The sequence below is a fragment of the Enterobacter cloacae complex sp. S2 genome, assembly GCF_015159675.1.
In the GTDB taxonomy this organism is placed as follows: domain Bacteria; phylum Pseudomonadota; class Gammaproteobacteria; order Enterobacterales; family Enterobacteriaceae; genus Enterobacter; species Enterobacter intestinihominis.
Window position 1 is genome coordinate 48,289 of sequence record NZ_JADDTS010000025.1, and the last position, 18,946, is coordinate 67,234.

The 18,946-nt window shown below is 52.4% G+C and carries 21 protein-coding genes; 7 read left to right on the plus strand and 14 right to left on the minus strand.

Going from position 1 to position 18,946, the window contains the following annotated elements; translation table 11 throughout:
- Positions 1-140: 140 nt before the first annotated feature.
- Positions 141-461 carry a hypothetical protein gene (locus IPZ49_RS12995; protein ID WP_004197483.1) on the minus strand — a complete coding sequence of 107 codons (321 nt, stop codon included), beginning with the start codon at positions 459-461 and terminating at the stop codon, positions 141-143.
- 463 nt (positions 462-924) lie between these two features.
- Between IPZ49_RS12995 and IPZ49_RS13000 the strand changes: the two genes are divergently transcribed.
- Genes IPZ49_RS13000 through IPZ49_RS13015 form a run of 4 tightly spaced genes read left to right on the plus strand, consistent with a single transcriptional unit; the run spans position 925 to position 4,719 of the window.
- A complete protein-coding gene (locus IPZ49_RS13000) occupies positions 925-1,740 on the plus strand; it encodes an SDR family oxidoreductase (RefSeq protein ID WP_032670836.1) in 816 nt (271 codons plus the stop codon).
- A 29-nt stretch (positions 1,741-1,769) separates the two neighbouring features.
- Positions 1,770-2,531, plus strand: a complete 762-nt coding sequence (locus IPZ49_RS13005; RefSeq protein ID WP_063147226.1) for an SDR family oxidoreductase — start codon at positions 1,770-1,772, stop codon at positions 2,529-2,531.
- A gap of 42 nt (positions 2,532-2,573) precedes the next feature.
- On the plus strand, positions 2,574-3,773 hold the full coding sequence (locus tag IPZ49_RS13010) for an MFS transporter (RefSeq protein WP_032670835.1): 1,200 nt from the start codon (positions 2,574-2,576) through the stop codon (positions 3,771-3,773).
- Positions 3,774-3,783: 10 nt separating this feature from the next.
- Positions 3,784-4,719, plus strand: a complete 936-nt coding sequence (locus IPZ49_RS13015; protein ID WP_004118100.1) for a GlxA family transcriptional regulator — start codon at positions 3,784-3,786, stop codon at positions 4,717-4,719.
- Positions 4,720-4,737: 18 nt separating this feature from the next.
- Here the strand turns inward: IPZ49_RS13015 and IPZ49_RS13020 are convergent, their stop codons facing one another.
- Entirely contained in the window at positions 4,738-5,646 is a 909-nt protein-coding gene (locus IPZ49_RS13020) for an AraC family transcriptional regulator (RefSeq protein WP_004118099.1), read from the minus strand.
- Between the two features lie 120 nt (positions 5,647-5,766).
- Between IPZ49_RS13020 and IPZ49_RS13025 the strand changes: the two genes are divergently transcribed.
- Entirely contained in the window at positions 5,767-6,300 is a 534-nt protein-coding gene (locus tag IPZ49_RS13025) for a carboxymuconolactone decarboxylase family protein (RefSeq protein WP_004118098.1), read from the plus strand.
- A gap of 345 nt (positions 6,301-6,645) precedes the next feature.
- On the opposite strand, the gene IPZ49_RS13030 is transcribed toward IPZ49_RS13025, so the two are convergent.
- From IPZ49_RS13030 to IPZ49_RS13045, 4 genes are all read right to left on the minus strand, one after another.
- Positions 6,646-7,986, minus strand: coding sequence for an ISNCY family transposase (locus tag IPZ49_RS13030; RefSeq protein WP_015572075.1), 1,341 nt, complete (start codon positions 7,984-7,986; stop codon positions 6,646-6,648).
- 286 nt (positions 7,987-8,272) lie between these two features.
- Positions 8,273-8,698 (minus strand): glutaredoxin-dependent arsenate reductase, encoded by a 426-nt coding sequence (gene arsC / locus IPZ49_RS13035; RefSeq protein WP_015572074.1) that lies wholly within the window; start codon positions 8,696-8,698, stop codon positions 8,273-8,275.
- Between the two features lie 12 nt (positions 8,699-8,710).
- Positions 8,711-10,000 carry an arsenic transporter gene (locus IPZ49_RS13040; protein WP_032664847.1) on the minus strand — a complete coding sequence of 430 codons (1,290 nt, stop codon included), beginning with the start codon at positions 9,998-10,000 and terminating at the stop codon, positions 8,711-8,713.
- Positions 10,001-10,044: 44 nt separating this feature from the next.
- Positions 10,045-10,365 (minus strand): transcriptional regulator, encoded by a 321-nt coding sequence (locus IPZ49_RS13045; RefSeq protein WP_032664848.1) that lies wholly within the window; start codon positions 10,363-10,365, stop codon positions 10,045-10,047.
- 85 nt (positions 10,366-10,450) lie between these two features.
- On the opposite strand from IPZ49_RS13045, the gene arsH reads away from it, so the two are divergent.
- On the plus strand, positions 10,451-11,149 hold the full coding sequence (arsH, locus tag IPZ49_RS13050; protein ID WP_015572073.1) for an arsenical resistance protein ArsH: 699 nt from the start codon (positions 10,451-10,453) through the stop codon (positions 11,147-11,149).
- Between the two features lie 157 nt (positions 11,150-11,306).
- Positions 11,307-11,822 carry a hypothetical protein gene (locus IPZ49_RS13055; RefSeq protein ID WP_032664851.1) on the plus strand — a complete coding sequence of 172 codons (516 nt, stop codon included), beginning with the start codon at positions 11,307-11,309 and terminating at the stop codon, positions 11,820-11,822.
- A 572-nt stretch (positions 11,823-12,394) separates the two neighbouring features.
- Here the strand turns inward: IPZ49_RS13055 and IPZ49_RS13060 are convergent.
- From IPZ49_RS13060 to IPZ49_RS13095, 8 genes are all read right to left on the minus strand, one after another.
- Positions 12,395-13,764, minus strand: a protein-coding gene (locus IPZ49_RS13060; RefSeq protein ID WP_100247355.1) for an IS3 family transposase whose coding sequence is annotated in 2 segments (ribosomal slippage) — positions 12,395-13,281 and positions 13,281-13,764 — 1,371 coding nt in all. Because the reading frame shifts where the segments join, the coding sequence is not laid out codon by codon here.
- 221 nt (positions 13,765-13,985) lie between these two features.
- Positions 13,986-14,210 carry a hypothetical protein gene (locus IPZ49_RS13065; RefSeq protein ID WP_004146150.1) on the minus strand — a complete coding sequence of 75 codons (225 nt, stop codon included), beginning with the start codon at positions 14,208-14,210 and terminating at the stop codon, positions 13,986-13,988.
- A complete protein-coding gene (locus tag IPZ49_RS13070; RefSeq protein ID WP_015572068.1) occupies positions 14,207-14,437 on the minus strand; it encodes a hypothetical protein in 231 nt (76 codons plus the stop codon). The genes IPZ49_RS13065 and IPZ49_RS13070 overlap by 4 nt, the downstream gene beginning before the upstream one ends.
- Complete coding sequence (locus IPZ49_RS13075; RefSeq protein ID WP_063932889.1) at positions 14,434-15,165, minus strand: plasmid SOS inhibition protein A; 732 nt, start codon at positions 15,163-15,165, stop codon at positions 14,434-14,436. Before IPZ49_RS13075 ends, IPZ49_RS13070 begins: the two co-directional genes overlap by 4 nt.
- Positions 15,162-15,596, minus strand: coding sequence for a conjugation system SOS inhibitor PsiB (gene psiB, locus IPZ49_RS13080; protein WP_015572066.1), 435 nt, complete (start codon positions 15,594-15,596; stop codon positions 15,162-15,164). The genes IPZ49_RS13075 and psiB overlap by 4 nt, the downstream gene beginning before the upstream one ends.
- Before the next feature lie 37 nt (positions 15,597-15,633).
- Entirely contained in the window at positions 15,634-17,652 is a 2,019-nt protein-coding gene (locus IPZ49_RS13085) for a ParB/RepB/Spo0J family partition protein (protein ID WP_015572065.1), read from the minus strand.
- 67 nt (positions 17,653-17,719) lie between these two features.
- Positions 17,720-18,085, minus strand: coding sequence for a hypothetical protein (locus IPZ49_RS13090; RefSeq protein WP_015572064.1), 366 nt, complete (start codon positions 18,083-18,085; stop codon positions 17,720-17,722).
- Positions 18,086-18,128: 43 nt separating this feature from the next.
- A complete protein-coding gene (locus tag IPZ49_RS13095) occupies positions 18,129-18,401 on the minus strand; it encodes a hypothetical protein (protein WP_023337954.1) in 273 nt (90 codons plus the stop codon).
- Between the last annotated feature and the right edge of the window lie 545 nt (positions 18,402-18,946).

The window sequence follows — 18,946 nt, forward strand, 5'->3', positions numbered from 1 at the left end:
CGGAATATCTCCAACAGGGAAAGGGACGTTTTTAGGGGATAACTATATTATCACCTAGTGGCCGTAAGAATATGCGCAGAGAGAACATATTTCACAACAGCCACCTTAGTTTTATGAAAAATCATAAACCGTAGGAATATTTAAACGCATTTAAACGTCAGGCGAGCAACGCCATTAACAAGTAAGTGTGTATCAATATCAGTTCTGACTTCTTTCATAGATTTATTTTGTACCCTACAGAAATCAGAAGCCTTTTTTGTTGCAGTGCCAATAGCGCCTCGTATACGACCTGCAGCAGGAGCAGCTTCTACCTCAGTGAGGTAGTTCCCATTATCCAGTTTTTTGACATCGGACTGATATGTCAGACCCAGGCCTTGAAACTGTGTTTTATCATTTTGCACAGAGCAACCGCTTAGAAAAGTACCAATTAAAATGGTGGTGGCAATTACTAATGTTTTCATGTAAAGAACAATCCTTATGTATTTGGTTAGTCTCTATTCTACAAACTGAAATACAACATAAATTAAACCAATTGCTATTTATAGATTTGCATACAGCTATCGTATTGAATATTTAGAGAAATAAATCACACTAACCGAAAAACAAGAACGTCAGGTGATCTGTTCCATATGATTCAGAACACATCGATGTAAACATGGATCCCTAACTTCCGCTTCTCGCTCACAGCGGACCTTCAGCTCAGTTAGCTGGTCCGCTCCGTGCCAGGAGCGGACATTACTACACACCGTAAGTAGTCTTATGTGTCTGAAATGAAACCGCAGCCCGATAGTTACTTTCTCTCCTGCCCGTTACTTGAACAGAAATACGCAATGTCCTAAATAACTACCATAATTGTCATTTACGACATTTCTTTCTCACTTATGATTCTCTCATCGAATCAATGGTGATCGAAAGGAGTCTGCAATGAGTGTCGCAACACAACCGGGTAAAGGCACTGCCGTAATCACTGGTGCATCCACCGGCATCGGTGCCGTTTACGCCAGTCGACTGGCGCGCATGGGATACGACCTTACCATTATCGCCCGTAATCATAACCGCCTAAATCAGATGGCGAGTCACATCACTGCTGACACCGCCCGCAATGTGGAAGTGCTGGCAACCGATCTGGGTGATGCCCAACAGCTTGCTGCTCTGGAGAAAAAACTGCGTGCCGATGCCAGCATTACTCTCCTGGTGAACAATGCCGGTGTCGGAACTCATACGCCGTTGTTGTCGAGCGATGTCGATCAAATGCAGGCGATGATTAATCTCAATGTCGTTGCTCTGACCCGTCTGACTTACAGCGTGGTTCCCGGATTTGTCGCGCGAGGTGTGGGTGCCATCATCAATATCTCATCGATTGTCAGCCTTGCGCCGGAACTGCTTAACGGCGTGTACGGCGGCACAAAAGCCTTTGTTCTGGCATTCACTCAGTCACTGCATCATGAACTCTCTGAAAAGGGCATCCATTTTCAGGCCGTGCTGCCGGGCGCGACAGCAACGCCGTTCTGGGATAACGGTGGTTTACCCCTTGACCAACTCGATAAGTCAATAGTAATGAGCGCTTACGATCTGGTGGACGCGGCGCTTACGGGTTTTCTTAACGGGGAATTTGTCACCATCCCGTCACTGCATAACGAAGCTTACTGGCAGGCGATGGAAAGTAGTCGCCAGGCTATGATCCCGCACCTCTCCAGCAATGTACCCGCCGGCCGTTATCGTGCCGGACTTACTCACTAGCCTTGTATTTAGCCAACAGGAATAACCGTATGAAACTGACAAGCAACACTATTTTTATCACTGGCGGCACGTCGGGTATTGGCCGCGAGATGGCAGAAAAATTTCATCAAATGGGTAATCAGGTGATCATTTCAGGCCGTCGTAAAGCTCTTCTTGACACGGTTACGTCCGCCAATCCGGGAATGGATTCCGTGGTACTGGATGTCACCGATGTATCCAGCATTAAATCGGCGGCGAAAGAGGTGCTCTCCCGCTATCCGGCCCTGAATGTGGTGATCAATAACGCTGGCATTATGCCCTTCGATAATCCAGCTGCCGAACTGGATGACGATATGGCCACCACCTTACTGGACACGAACCTGTTGGGCACTGTTCGGGTCAGTTCAGCCTTTGTTGAGCACCTGAAACAACAACCGGATGCGGTATTGATCAACAACAGTTCGATTCTGGCTTTTTTACCCTTGGTGACGAATGCACTCTACTCAGCAACCAAAGCAGCGATTCATTCTTATACCCTGTCGCAGCGTTTTTTACTGCGCGATGCCGGTGTGAATGTGATCGAGATTTCACCGCCTTGGGTCGATACCGATTTGATCTACAAAAGCGGTGATTCCCGTGCGATGCCGGTAGCTGATTTTATCCAGCAAACTTTTGACAAACTGGCGACAGATTCCATTGAAGTGATTGTAGATAGTGTGCTCCCTGCACGTGCGAATCCGGGTGTGAACGAACACGAGATGGTGAACGCGTTTAATCAGTCAATGGTAGATAACCCCATTCAGGTTGCCTGACCGACTCAGGGGCAGGTAACTGCCCCATCCCTGGAGTTTATGATGCAAAATCATCTGACAACATCTCAAAGGCGCGCGTTATGGGCGCTAAGTCTGGCGTATTTTATTCAGGCGACGGGTTCACTTTCCGTGGCGGGCAGCCTGGGTTCGATTTCTCAGGAGTGGGGGATAAGCGATGCACAAAGTGCCCGCCTGCTCTCTATTTTTGGTCTGACATTTGCGCTGGGCGCACCGCTGGCGCAGGTACTGTTCGGCAAGCTGATGCGCAGAACACAGGTGCTGGCAGGCATGCTGGTATTTGGGCTCGGGGCCTTTATATTTGCCATTGCTCCAGACTACAAGCTGCTGGTGGCTTCGCGGATTGTGATGGGGCTGGGGGCATCGTTGATAGGCCCAGTTCTGGTCGCGCTCGGCGCTGAGCTGGTCGCGCCGAAAGAGCGTGGCAGTGCCATTGCCACTATTCTGCTCGGGGTGTCGATGGCCAGCATGGTCGGTATTCCGCTTGCGACATGGGTAGCCAGCGCCTGGGGGGCTCGCTTGCTGTTCATGCTTGTCACACTGGTCAGCCTGGTGACGGCGGCGGGAGTGTGGATTCTGGTTCCGAACGAGGTCAAAGGTGCCGATATTCATTTGCGGCAGGTCGCCCGGGTACTTACAGAGGGGAAAACGCTGACAGCCTTTCTGGTGGTCTTTTTTATCACCTCCGGTGTATACGATATGTATGCCTTTATCTCTCCGATTATCCGAGATCGCTGGCAGGGGGATATATCTTCCGTATCGATAGCGCTGGCTGTTATCGGCATTGCGGGTATTGTGGGGAATCTTTTTGTTACTCGCGCCGCACGCCACTACAGTGCAGAGCAATTACTGGTTGCCGGTCTGACCTTACTGGTTGCGGATATGCTGATTATTATTCTGCTACCTGCTCAGTTGTCATTGTTGTATATCCTGCTGGTGGTCTGGGCCTTCTCCACTGACCTGTTATGGCCCACTCAACAGCGACGTATTGTGGAGATCTCGACCGCGGAAACGCGTGGAATTTCGCTGGCGTTAACCAGCGCCTTTATGTTCTGCGGTATTGGTTTTGGGTCGGCGGTGGCATCATGGCTTTATCCGCTGTCGGGGTTTTACGGAGTAATGATAAGCTCAGTCCTGTTCCTGCTGCTGGCACTGGCCAGTCTGTGGACGTCTGAATGGTTACGAGCACGTTCTGCGAAATATCAGGCGGTTCACCTGTCATAAAGGAGTTGAGATGCACCGTTTAGGACTCATCATTGCCGACCATTTCCAGATGCTGGCGCTGTCTACGCTGACGGTATTTGAGTTTGCCAATCTGGTGACTGAAAGTCCGTTTTATCAACCCGAGGTCTACTCCGAACACGGTGGGACTGTACGTTCTTCTTCGGGTATTGGTGTAGACTCGGCAAAATTGAGCGAGGAAACGCAGGTGGATACCTGGCTGGTGGCGGGCGTATTATCGCCAGTGGATGAACCGGCTAGCCCGGGTGTCATTCACTTTCTGCAAGCCACCGCCCGCCAGACGCGCCGGATTGCCGGGATCTGCACCGGGGCATTTGTACTGGCACAGGCCGGGCTGCTGGAGCAAAAACGCGCCACTACGCACTGGGCACACTCACACAGCCTGGCTTCGCGACATCCCACTATTCAGCTTGAAGATGATCGTATTTTTATTATTGATGACACTATCTGGACATCGGCTGGCATGACAGCCGGGCTGGATATGGCACTCGGCATGGTGGAGAAAGATCTCGGCGCAGACATTGCCCGTACTGTGGCACATCGTCTGGTAATGAACCAGCGCCGTTCCGGCGGTCAGACGCAGCATTCAGAAATTCTTGCCCTGGCACCCCGCTCAGACCGTCTGCAAACTGCGCTGGAATATGCCCGTAATAATCTGCACAAAACACTGACGGTGGAACTGCTGGCAGATGCGGTACATATCAGTGCCCGCCAACTTAGCCGCCTTTTTCGTCAGGAGACGGGTAAATCTCCGGCAAAAGCCATTGAAGGACTCCGACTTGAGGCTGCCAGATTAATGATTGAACAAAGCCGCCTATCACTGGATGCCATTGCCCGCGAGTCCGGTTTTCGCGACAGACGACATATGCGGGAGGTGTTTATTCGCGGGTATGGCATTCCACCTCAGTCGCTTCGCGCAGGGCGTTAATTTACGGCATGGTTCACTCTACCCACGTTTACGGTGCAGAGCAGGCGTTATGCCATAGGTTTTTTTGAACGCTTTAGAAAAAGACGACAGAGACAAAAAACCACACTGTTCAGCCACTCTCTCTGCTGTCAGATTTTTCTCTTCTGAAAGCAGTCTTGCCGCTAACACCATACGTAACTGGTTGAGCCAGACTTGGGGCGTCTGATGATAGCTGTGTGAAAAGTGGCGGGCGAAGGTGGCGCGTGAGAGAAAACAGCGTTGCGCCATCGACTCCATCGTCCATGGCAATGCAGGATCAGCGATAACGGCCAGAACGGCAGGAGCAAGACGTTTGTCGCTCAGTAGCCGTAAAACACCCGCAGGAGGCTCGTGCAGCGACAGCAAAATACGCAGGATTAGCGCGAGCAACGTATCTGCCAGCCCCTTAACGATACTCGCACCGCCCGGTAAACCACCCAGACTTTCGCGTACCAGCATTACCAGCAGCGTTTCCAGCTCAGGGCAATCGTGTTGCTCATCGGCACGGAGATGGATCAGTACCGTTTCATCGGCGAACATCCAGCGATAACCCGGCCCGAAATGAAACTCTCCACACAATACCTCAACCGCAGGCCCCGGTCCTTCCGTCCACACATCAGTGACAATGCCATTATTGTTGACCTGAGCAGGAACAACCTGCCCCCAGTCCACCAGGCTTTGCAATAAATGCGGGGATCCGTGCGGGAACAGAATGATATCACCGGCGCGCACATCGAACGTCTTTCCTTCAACAATGAGCCGCGTTTCGCCACGAAGAATGACATGCCAGGGCACAATACCGGCGGCTTGTTGCGGGTGGTCGACATCCCAGCGCCCGGCAAAACGGCAGTGAAGATTAACGCTACATGCTGGAGTAAATAAGGAAAGCAAACGACTGAGGTTGTCCACTCTGGCTCCTGAGACGATAAGACAAATAATCGAGACGATACGGCCTACCTGCCTGCCTGGTAAGCCCTATTATGTGCTCATGGCCGATACGGCGAAACCCTAAACTGAAAGGAAAAAATGATGAGCCGTTTAACTTCCGTACAACCTGAAAATGCTACTGGCAAGACTGCAGATCTCTTCAGCGCCATTAAACGAGCGATGGGTAAAGTCCCGAATGCCTACCAGACCATCGGGATCGCCCCCGACATTCTGGGTCAGGCATTGTCACACAACGCCACGCTGGCGAAAAGCCAGCTGAATAAACAGGAAATTGAAGCCGTTAACCTTGTGGTCAGTGAAGTGTCAGGATGTGATTACTGTCTGGCGGCGCATACGTTAACCGGGAAAATGGCAGGTTACAGCGTTGAGCAAATTAAGGCATTACGCCGGGGAGAGTTCCCGGAAGATCCGCATATTGATGCATTGGTCAAATTTGTAAAAACTCTGGTGACGACCCGCAACACCTTACCAGAAGAAACCGTCAGTCGTTTTCTGGCAGCAGGCTTTAGCGATCGACAGGTAGTAGAAGTCATCAGTGCAGTCAGTGCGATTCTGTTTACGAATATGGTCAACCGTGTGAATGACACCGTGGTGGACTTTCCAAAAGTAAACTGACCCCGTATGTGGCAGAAAAACATTCCTTTCTGCCACAGCAATTATGATAAATGGTCGATGTATCCTCAGTCTTCGGAGAGAATTGTATTTGAGTAACAATCAAAAAAAACATCTCGTGACCCGACAGCTGTTAATTGTAATCTACCAACGTCCGCTCTTCGCTGACATTAGTTCAGACTATTTACCATAACGTCGCATTTACGCGTACCGCTCAGACGGCCTGAGCGCGTTTCTGACGTGTCCCCGTTAAAAACAGTAACAAACCACCCGAAAATGCACGCCAGAAACGCTACGTAAGAATCTATCCTATGACTGGATATGCACTCAACTGAATAACGCCTGGTTTCAGTCCATTTTATCGGGATCAGTCTTCTTTCTGGGTAATTTAGGGGGCTTCACTTGCTGATTACTTTGCGTGCGGCGCGTGAGCCAAGGATGGTCAGCTTTAGGTTTTACGTAGAATTTTGAGCGTAAATCAAAACGGGCATTATCCACACGTTCATGGACACTTTTTTCATCATCCAGTGGTATAGGCTCCGGGCCATCAACATATTTTTCCCATCCCAACGCTTTCCCATCATACAGAACCTTAATTTCACCGTTAAAGCTTTCGCATACCGTGACAACCGAATGCCGAAGTCGATATCCCCGGCCTTCACTGCGAATCTGAAACGCACTGCTTTTGTACTGGAAAGTGAGATTTTTGGAGAGAACGCGCTTCGCCTGGAGGCTGAAGATATAACCCAGTTCCTCTTCAGAATGGTGTACATCAAGATGGGCGTTATCAGCAATACGAGGCGGCGTAGCAAACCGGTTGTTATAGGCTTCAATAAAGGTCGGCAACCATGCGTTTGCTGTTTCAATATCACTGATACCCTGAAGCCGCATTTCTTTGACCAGCCTGTCCTGCAGTGTCTGATTGGCACGCTCTACCCGCCCTTTTGCCTGCGGGCTGTTGGCATGGATTGGCTCGATGCCCAGTGTCTTTATCGCACGTGTGAACTGAGTCAACTCTCCTTCCCGCTCCGGGTTATTTACTCTGAATATACTGTGTCTGTCAGAATAGAGAGCCAGTGGTACGCCATGATCATTAAGGTAACCCCGGAGGGTTTCCATGTAAGCCCGGGTTGTTTCTGCAGGAGCGAATCGTAGCGCCATCAGAGCGCTGGTAGCATCATCGATAAAGACTATCAGTGTGCATTTGGGGCCCCGACCTTCAAACCAGTCATGAGGCGAGCCATCAATCTGGATGAGTTCACCGTAGGATGGGCGCCGCATCCGGCGCTGATAAATTCGGGCAAACTTACGACGACGTTCGCGCCATATGCCCTCCTCTACCATCCACTTCCTGAGAGTTTCAATGGATAAACACAAGCCGTGTATCTCGCGCAATTTTTCGCACGCAAGCGTAGGTCCAAAATCAGCGTAGCGGCCTTTGAGGAGTGAAATTACTGTTGCTCTGAATTCGGTAGAAAAGGAATTATTGGGACGCTTTCCACGTCGGCGGGAAACTAGACCAGAAGGCCCTTCATTTCTATACCGTTGCACCAGACGTTTAACCTGCCGAATAGAAATGCCAATGCGTGCCGCAGCTTGTTCCTGAGTAATATGGCGATTAAGTGACTCCTGAATAATGTGAAGTCGGTCGAGTTCCTTATGACTCATCGTAACAGTCTCTTTGATCATGAAAAATCCCCCAGAGAATTGTCTGGGGACATTCTAGAATGGTTCAAAGGGGACATTACAGCTTGGTGTTAACACAGGCCTTCTTCTCCTTGCCTCGCGGCATCTAAGAGGCTATCCTGATGTTGTCTAAGCATACAGGTGGCCTCGTGGGTGTACTGACCCCCAAAAGTTGGACAGAATAATCGAGGCATCTCAGAAAGAGTCCATGGAATACATGGGCTCTTTTTTGTTTGCTGTTAAAGCTAAATAACGTGTTCCGCAATCGAATTATCCATCTCGTTGCTTATTACTTCACCCGCTTCCCTGCCTCATCAATAACCTTTTCGCCATCTTCTTTCGTGAATGCACCCTGCTGAGGTTCCGGAATAATTTCCAGTACCACCTCTGAAGGTCTGCACAGGCGGGTTCCTACAGGTGTGACAACAATTGGCCGGTTGATAAGAATTGGATGCTGCAGCATTAATTCTATCAGTTGCTCATCGGTAAACCTGTCATCTGCAAGTCCCAGTTGCTCATAAGGCTCAACATTCTTACGCAGCAATGCACGTACCGTAATTCCTATATCTGAAATAAGTTTAATAAGCTCATCGTGGGTCGGGGGCGTATCGAGATAATAAATTATCGTTGGTTCGTTGCCGCTGTTACGGATCATCTCCAGCGTGTTGCGTGAGGTGCCACAGGCCGGGTTGTGATAGATGGTAATGTTGCTCATATCAGTATCTCATTACAAAGTGACAGAGAGCCGCCACGCCAGCGCGGCCAGAGTGACAAACAGCACCGGCACAGTCATAACAATGCCGGTACGGAAGTAATATCCCCAGGTAATCTTTATATTTTTCTGGGCAAGCACATGCAGCCACAGCAGGGTTGCCAGACTGCCAATCGGGGTGATTTTCGGGCCTAAATCGCAGCCAATCACATTGGCATAAATCATTGCCTCTTTGACGACGCCGGTCGCCGTACTCCCGTCAATCGACAGCGCGCCAATCAGTACCGTCGGCATATTGTTCATCACTGATGAGAGAAATGCCGTCAGGAAGCCGGTGCCGAACGTCGCTGCCCATAACCCCTTGTCTTCCAGCAGATTCAGCACGCCAGACAGGTACTCCGTGAGCCCTGCATTGCGCAGGCCATAGACCACGAGGTACATGCCCAGCGAGAAAATAACGATCTGCCATGGCGCACCGCGCAGGACTTTCCCGGTGTTGATGGCATGGCCTCTTTTCGCCACCACAAACAGCACTGCTGCGCCAGCCGCCGCTATCGCACTGACCGGGATCCCCAGCGGTTCCAGAACAAAGAAACCGACAAGCAGCAATAACAGGACAATCCAGCCCGCCCTGAAGGTTGCCGGATCCTTGATCGCACTGGCAGGCGTCTTCAGCAGCGAAACGTCATACGTTGCCGGAATATCCCTGCGGAAGAAGAGATGCAGCATGATCAGCGTGGCCGCAATCGCTGCCGCATCCACGGGGATCATAACGGAGGCGTACTGCGTAAAGCCCAGACCGAAGAAGTCCGCCGAGACGATATTAACCAGGTTAGAAACAATGAGTGGCAGGCTGGCCGTATCTGCAATAAATCCTGCAGCCATGACAAAGGCCAGTGTCGTGCCCTGGCTGAACCCCAGTGCGAGCAGCATCGCAATCACAATCGGCGTCAGGATCAGCGCGGCGCCATCATTGGCAAACAACGCAGCGACAGCGGCACCGAGCAAGACTATCCAGGTGAACAGCAAGCGGCCACGTCCGTTACCCCAGCGGGAGACGTGCAGTGCGGCCCATTCAAAGAAGCCGGACTCATCGAGCAGCAGGCTGATGATGATGACCGCAATAAATGCCGCTGTCGCGTTCCAGACGATATTCCAGACAACGGGAATATCAGCGATATGGATGACACCGGTTCCCAGCGCCAGCACAGCCCCGATACTCGCGCTCCAGCCAATACTCAGGCCTCTGGGTTGCCAGATCACCAATACCAGCGTCAGCAAAAATATACTCCCTGCCAAAAGCATCTTAGACTCCGTTATATATGATTATGTAAATGTGTTTTTCTTTCTCAGCAGGAGGTGCAGGCTGATTTATCCAGCCATTCACGCACATCCTCCCGCATACACTGCCAGGACGTCATGATTGTCTCTGCTGCCCATGCCGGTATGTGGGGTGACAGACGATAGTGGATCCATTTGCCTTCCCGACGGTCAAGTACCAGCCCGGCCTCGCGCAGGATAGCCATATGTCGCGATATTTTGGGCTGCGATTCGGAGGTGGCCGCACAGATATCGCAGACGCACAGTTCTCCGGACTCCCGGAGAAGCATGACGATGGCGAGCCGGGTTTCATCCGACAGGATTTTGAAAAGCTGAACAGGTTGTAGCATTTTTCACTCCGTTCCCTTTAGAATACACATATGTTAAATCATATGTATTAATTTTGAAATCATCTGTTCTCTCCGGAGGAGACAAATGGAACAATTTCCTGCCCTGAATACTGAATGCTTTGATCAACACATTGCCGAACGCCTGCACCTGCAGGAGCCGCCACGGATTCTGATCCTGTATGGCTCAGTAAGGGAACGCTCCTACAGCCGCTTTGCCGCGGAGGAAGCCGGTCGCCTGCTGACGGCGATGGGCGCGGAGGTGAAACTCTTTAACCCCTCCGGTTTACCCCTCCCGGATGATGCGCCGGACACGCACCCTAAGGTCACCGAATTACGCGGCCTGGTCAGATGGTGTGACGGGATGGTGTGGAGCTCGCCGGAGCGGCATGGGGCAATGAGCGCGGTTATGAAGGCACAAATCGACTGGATCCCGTTAAGTGAAGGCGCGGTTCGCCCTTCGCAGGGAAAAACCCTTGCGGTAATGCAGGTTTGTGGCGGCTCGCAGTCTTTTAATGCCGTGAACCAGATGCGTATTCTTGGACGCTGGATGAGGATGTTCACTATCCCCAACCAATCATCAGTAGCCAAAGCATGGCAGGAATTCGATGAGAACGGACGTATGAAACCCTCTTCCTGGTATGACCGTATCGTCGACGTCACCGAGGAATTATTTAAGATCACCCTGCTCCTGAAAGGGCAGACTGATTATCTGGCTGACCGATACAGCGAACGTAAGGAAAGTCATCAGGCACTGTCCGCACGGGTAAATCAGGCCAAAATCTGACAGGGAGACATAGTAACCATGGTTGGCCTCTTCAGGATAACAGCCAGTGAGGCCGGCCATGCGCGTACTCTATGCACATCTTTTACATCTCGGGCGCATCTGCCCCGCATGGGGTTGTGATACAATTCCCGCTCCATTGGATTCGTAAGGGATAACAGTGAAAGGCGCACATAAAAATCTTTCCTTTAATGGAAAAAGCTACTGTATGAAGCACCTCGCGCCTTTGACGTTTATGGCAGAAATCGCCAATATCCCTGACCCCGTACAGATAACAATCAACTACAGCAATCATGTCTTTTCTGACCAGAAAGGAAACGGACCGGAAATTCCACCGGATCGATTTTTCTGTGCTGACAGATATGCTGCCAGTCTTAACCTGCCGCAGATGCTTTCAACAAATCTTCTGACCTCCTACGTTGTTCCCCATATCAATAAGGGAAACAATGAGATGTATCATTATATGGAGGTAAATGACTATGCGATCTTCTTTGACTTGCGTAAGGACAACGGTCACCCGAACGGCTTAAAGCTTTATGTTGTATCAGCTTATGAAGTCAATCAGTGGGGACGACACTCCATACCAAAGAGTAGGCCCATGAAATTTGCATATGTCGCACATCTGCGACTGAATGGACAGACGGTTTACACGTCCAGAAAAGCAAAAAGGCGCTGATATCAGCGCCTTTTCACCAGAGTAGATCATCGATGTTATCCACTCTTGTTGGGTTCCGGTCTGTGTCTTTGGATATCCCGCTCTTAGGCTGGGGGAGATTACTCTCCGACATCAATACCCCATCAACATACCAGTGTTGAGTGGTTCCGGTCAGTAACGATGCCTGAATAGTAATAAACCTGACGTTTACCTGCAAGGTCACTGCTATTCATAGCTATTCATTACTTTTCAGCGTTACGGGAATACGCGTTAATAGCCCACTATTCGCAACCAAAAGCCTCAGAAACAGTTTTTACTGTTGAAACACAATTGGCCTTATGCATAACGAAGAATCGCTCTCCGGGCTTCCTGTTGCGAACTAGAGGCATGTTTTCCTGCAAAAAAGATTTGTAAATTTTTTACGAGAAGCACTTTTTGCTCATTTTGAATGCTGTTCATTTCAGCCTGGCCGTGTCCGGAACATCAGAAACGCCCCGCAACAACAGGGCTGGTATCAATACTGCTGAGGGCCGTCCGGCCGCGTAACACCCTTGTTAACATCAGACCGCCCAGGTGAAATCAGGATAACGTGGCTAAAGCCGCAGCGGGTAGGTCTTCAGGCGGTATTCAACCGGGCTGAGGCCGTTAAATTTAAGACTGATTCGCCGCGTGTTGTAGTAACGAATGTAATCCTCAAGAACAACCTTCAGCTCATCAACATCGTTGAATTTACGGGTGTAGAAGCATTCTGATTTTAACGTCCCGAAAAAGCACTCAGCGCAGGCATTGTCCAGACAGTTTCCTTTGCGGGACATGCTTTGCAGAACCCCAAACTCCCGCAACTGATACTGATACCACCGATGCCGGTACTGCCAACCCTGATCTGAATGAAGTACTGGTCTGCTGTTGGCGTCCATTCTGGCAAATGCCTTAATCAACATGTCGTCAATCATCGGCATTGTGGGGCGTTCTGAGATACTGTAGGAAATGACTTCGTTATTAAAGAGATCGATGATCGGAGAAAGATAGAGTTTGCGGCCGTTGACGGCGAACTCGGTGACATCTGTGACCCATTTTTCGTTGGGCCGGCTGGCTTTGAAGTTACGTTGCAGGAGGTTGTCAGCAGCACACCCACGTTCGCCACGCCAGGAGGTATAGCGCTTTACTTTGATAGCGGCTTTAAGATCAAGAGCATTCATCAGGCGTTGAACCACTTTGTGGTTGATCAGTCCCCCTTCTCTTCTGAGCGCCAGCGTTACCCGTCGATAGCCATAGCGGCCCTGATTTTCATCATATATCTCGCTGATTCGACGATTTATTTCATCATATTTTCCCGGAGAGCGTAGTGCTTTAAGATGATAGTAAAACGTGCTCCTGGGTATACGGGCGGTACTCAGCAACTGATCAAGTGGGTAATGCTGCCTTAGTTCGTCAACAACACGAACCTTATCTCTTACCGAACTAAGGCTTTCAGCTTTTGAAGATAAAGTATCCGTAATTCAAGACGTTTGACCTTCCTTTCCAGTTCAAGAATTCGTTGCTCTTTTGATCGTTCCTCTGCGGCTTCAATAAGTTCAGGGTGTTCAGCCATGTAAGATACCCTTTTTGTGCCTACCTTGAGTGAGCGAAGCCCTTCTTCACCCTGCTCTTTGTACACTTTTAGCCATTTGGCGACAGATGACGCACCTGCAACATTGAATTTAGTCGCGGCCTGTGTCTGAGATATCTGACCGGATAGCACCGCTTTCACAGCTTCAATTCTGATTTCGGGATCGATTGATACGCCCTTATCTCTGGGCTTCAGACCTTCTTCTCCATAAACATCATAGGCTGCAACCCATATTCTTACCTGGGTTCTGGGAACGTTAAAGCGAGCTGATGTTAAGCGATAGCCTTCATCAGTAGCTAAATAGTGCATAACCACTTCGAGGCGCTGTTCAAAGGTGTACTTACGTCTTGACATGGGACTCTCCAATTTGAGAGTCCAACTAAATGGGCGCCGTGCATGGGTTAATGAAAATTAACTACGGGGCTTTCTGCTTTCTGCCACACAACACGGTAACAAACCACCTTCACGTCATGAGGCAAAAAGCCTCAAGCGCCATCGCCATTATATCCCGTCGTCGATCATCTGCCCAGGAATAACAGTCTGAAAACTGTATAAATCCTCATCGTTTTTCCGCGTCATTCAGTTCCTGAAATCCCCAGAGCCTCACGAATTTCAGCGGCTCGCTGTTTGCTTCCGGCGGCCACGCCGGCGTTATAGACAAGGCTGATTATCGCCTGCACTATCTCCCAGTCATCCCGCTCCAGCCGGGCATCGAGACGATACATGATCTTCCCGCTTTCAGCATGGCGGAACACGGTTCCGGGTTCTTTTTTGTCGAACCTGCGACTGATGATGTTCAATATCCCTCCCGGTTATCCGTACCTTCTGACCATTCACGGATCTGGTCTTCGAGCGCCTCAAGGTGCCTGTCTATACTCTCAGCCAGCTGCTCGCTTTCGGTTTCCAGCCAGCCACTCAGTCCGTCCCACTCGCAACACATTTCTTTCAGCTTTGCGGACATGGTACGGAGCTTATTTCGCTGGCTGCGGGCGACCTTCAGCTCCGTTTTACGGGGGTTATTTCTCATTCTGCCCCCTGCTGATAACGCAGCTTGTTCGGTATCTGCCAGCGTTCAGCGACCCGGATGTGCTCAGGTGTTTCCCGGACAATAAACGGGATTTGGTACATGACTGAATACAGCGGGTCGCCGCTCATGCGAAGCCAGTCAAGTTCCTTCAGCGACGCGAACCGCGTCTGCCAGTTCCAGAACGGTATGGCCAGCTCTGCCGCGTCAAACTCGTCGCTCCACCGGGTATACCAGGTGCAGACGGTTTCCGGTGACTGAAAATTCAGATCGACTTTTGCCTGTTCCAGCAGGTTCTGGCGCAGTTTCCAGCGCTGTTCGTACTCACGGGACTGGCGGCGAAGCTGACGCGTGGTCTTATTGCCGGATCTGTGCAGCCGTCGACCCGTGCGGGTGTGCATGACTTCAGGGAATAGCTCGGCCTGAACGTCAATCGTGAGCGGCAGCGGGCAGGCTTCCCCTCCGGTGGCGATCATGGTGTTGAGTGCCTCCTCGACCTGTTTCAGGTTCGAATGGCGGTTGTTTGGTACCCAGTGCAGGCCAGGTATTTTATTGGCCACCGTGGCGTTGAGGCGACCGCTGCCCGTAAGAAGGCGCAGAAAGGTACGCACATACGGCATGGCGGGCAGTCGTGCGCCGCGTTCGCGGGCAGACTCAACATGGCTGATAGCCTGTATTGCTGCCTGACGGGCGGGCTTCAGGGAAACGAGCGCGTGTGAGGACGGGATCATGCTGTCACCTCCACATTCATCAGCTTCACCACGGTGCGGGCAGTGCAGTTAAAGCGGCGCATACCTGCCAGCTGCGCGATCAGCTGATTTATCCGGTCAGGCTGGAGCGTGTCGCTCTGGTAAAGGGTACGCACCACTTCACCGCCGGAGGAGAGCAGCACCAGAATCCAGTACGGCGAGACTTCGCCGGGGCTGCACACGCACAGATGCCAGTCATCACTGCCGTCCGCGCTGAAGCGGCACTGGACAGGGAAGAAGCCGCCGAACTCGCTGCGGAACTCGGCGCAGACGCACCATCCTTCAGGTGTGGACAGGAGGCCGGTCACGGCGTCGCTGAGTGCGCGGCGCGCGTCTTCGCCCTGCTGGCGGATAAACTCCAGGTCGGATGCGGTCAGGGTGTTAATTCGGTTCAGGTCATATTGCATGGTCATGTCTGTTCCCGCCGCCCGAAGGCGGCGGCCTCCGGTATTAAGCAGCGTGGTCAGTGGTGTCAGCGTCGGTTTCGGTGGCTTCTTCAGCCTCAGCGGCTGGCGCTGGGCGCACCATCCAGTCAGGCAGCCAGCCCTGAGCATTCAGATCCTGCTCGGCTGCCTTCGCCGCATCGCGGCGCTTGAGTTTCACAACTTCACCCGCACGGGCGCTGAGTCCGGCTTCTTCATAGGCTTTGCCAATCTGGGAAATCGTGAGCTTACCGAAGTAGCTCTCAGCATCCGGCTGCCACCATTTGCGCAGGTCAAAGTCCAGCGCCGCTTCCAGCCCGTCCAGTTCGCTTTTCTGCGTATGGTTATACATACGTTCCTGAATACCGTTGATACCGTGCGCTGCACAGAATCCCAGCAGGGTGTTCACCTGCTCTGCTGACCATGACAGCAGCCAGGTGAAATCGAGATGCCAGTTTTCGGGAAGCGTTGCCTGAAGCGCCTCTTTCTGTGCTTTGAGCGCCGTCAGCGCCTTCCCTTCCTCACCGGATGGAGCCAGTGATGCAAGGTGATACTGATTCGAGGACACGGAGGCTTTCAGCGGTTCATTGCGCTTGCCGTGGGTGCGGTCAAAGAGCGTAAGACATAGCGTCCACGTCAGGAGTGCCACCGATACATCAGGGCGACCCGCCAGTTCTGCCTGAACGGCGAGAGTGCGCTCCGCAGACATGGCCTTAACCAGCGTTGCCGGATAGGCGTCAGCGGGTATTTCAGGCGTGGTGTGTCTGATCACGTTGTTTTCACGTTCCTGACGCGCCTGTTCTTCTTCTGCCCGGTCTTCGTCGGTCAGCCTGCGGATACCAGGCTGAACCTGGAAATTGTCACCATCCCATGACACCCAGATACCGTGCGCGGCGCGAAATTCCGGCGTGGCTTCGCGATACTCCGCCTCGCAGTAAATGTCATCGATCTGCTGCTGAAGCTCGTATTCGTCATCGTAGTTTTCAGTAGCTTCCATTTGTTCTTCCAGCTCACTGACGCGCTTCTGTTCTTCTTCCGTCAGGACAGCTTTCGGCATGGCAAAACGGTACAGTTCACCGTCCTCACCGCTGGCGCGCAGTTCCGTCATGCGGAACTCAGCCCAGCCCCAGCCCTGCTCCTGCTTAACGCGAGCGGCGAGCACGGTAAGCTTGCCAGCCAGCAGGGATCTCACCAGCGCCGCATCGGCAAAGGTACTGTCCCTGTCGCTGAACAGATCGGCGGTCAGCGTACCGCCAGCGGCGGTATAGGCTTCCTCGCCCACATACTCAAACATCGGGTGGCTGATGGCCATCTTGTCGTCAGTCACCATTTTGCGAAGTGTATGGGGCATTGGCATACTGCCGTTCCACTGTGCCTTCGCTTCTTCCCAGACCTGTAGCTGCCGTTCATGAGTGTCGGCAAGGGTCATCACTTCACAATGCTCAAGGGTGATTTCATCCCGCGCCAGCGCATCCAGCAGGGAGGGGGCAAGATTAGCCAGCTTCAGGCAGCGCTGAACGTGGCGCGGGTGATAACCCATCAGTGCGCCGATCTGAGAAGCCGTTTTACCTTCCTGCTGAAGGGTACGAAAACCGATAATCTGCTCGGCGGGATGCATGTTTTTACGTCGACCGTTCTCGATCATCGAGGCCGCCACAGCCATCTCCACGGGCAGGACTTTCACCGGAACAAACGGCGTGTCTGCATCGAGAACACCGCGCATCACCAGAATGCCTGTGCCTCTGCGGCGACCTTCCCCGCCGACAATGCCGATCGTACCGTCCGGCAGTTCTGCACCGATCAGGTTTTGCAGGATGCCCATTGCCTGAATGCTGTCTGCCATCTCTTCCACTTCCCGATCGGTATGCGGAATGATGCGCGTGTTTAAGCCCGTGTGTGACAGGCGGGAGTACGGGAAGATTTGCACGGGCGTATCAGCGAGCAGCTGGACGAGCTTCTGTTCGGTAGACTGCGCGATTTTTTCCGCAGATTTTGTCTGACGGGTGGTCTTAGCTGGTTTTTTTGCCGTAGTATTGGTGGCGACCATGATTTTTACCTCTCAGTGATAGTTGTGGTTAGCCGTGGCCGGAGTGCGATCCGGTCACGGCACTCGGTTAACCGGTAATGCGTTTCGGGTGTGCTGCCAGTGCTCCAAAGGACGGATAGCCATCAAGAAGCTGCATCATGACTTTTGCCCCTTCCAGCATCGCTTTATCCGTTACGCTGCCGCTGTTTTCACAAACGTTGATCGTTGCCACGATCCCCGATTTCACATCTGAAAAACGCTCATACATGCGGTTGCTGAACAGGACTCGTTTGCCTCCTGCCATCACCTGCCAGTTGTTGCAGTCATTAAATCGGGTGTCCACGTTGTCAAACTCGACCACGTGGGTGTCGCTGGCCTGAATGCGCAGCAGCTTCACGATTTCGGTGCTCTGCCCGACCTTACGGGTCGCCGGACGGGTGTTAAGGTTCTGCATGTTTCCTCCTTCTCTGGGTTAGAGCCGGACATCCGGCCTCCGGTTAAAGCTGCACGTATTGCAGATTGCGTTTCAGTTCAAAAAGAAAATCCGGTTCAAACGACCAGGCGCGCCAGTTAAGCGTTCCGTTGGTGCGGATCTCCACCTGCACGTCGCCGTATCGGGACACATCGGACAGGGTGACGGTGACCCCCGCCTTCAGCGAAGTGGCCTGAGCCACCCACTCCCGTGCGACAGAAACAGGGTTTTGTTCTTCCCCCATCTTCCTGGAAGATTCTTGAGCGGCGGTTTTGACGTTGACGTTTCGTGTGTGCATCCTGGTTCTCTCCTGTGGTGATGGTTGTCCATCTCCCTGGTGAGTTCTCTCGCGGCAAAGGGCAAAAGGAGCAACGGCGAAGGGAGGAAGGAAAGGGGCGGAGACGAAAGTTTTTGCGCCCCGCAAAAAGTTTTGGCGGAGTGCATTTCACCCCTTGGATGACGACCCGACGGTGCTACAAGCAGCCCTCCGCGTGAGGACGCACGGGGGATGGCTTCACCGGGGGAACAGGATGCACACACCCGACACGTCGGAACGGCGTGGCGCCATTAAAGCGACGGCATCAGCCGGCGCGGTGAAGGCGTTCCGGACGGCACGGCCGGAGAAGCCGCAGCCCTTGACCTTCGCCATCAGACCCTAGCGTCAGCCCGAAACCCGGAGGGGTTCGGCGGAGCCCGGCGGGTGCGCAGCGGCCGCCCTGGCGGAGTGGGGCTCGACGACCGGACAGCAGCGCTGGCCGGGAGCCGAAGGGGGCCAGAAGTGGGATTCAGGTGTTTTCAGAGAATTTGCTGATCGGGTTTCAGAGCCGCCACGCCACGCCACGC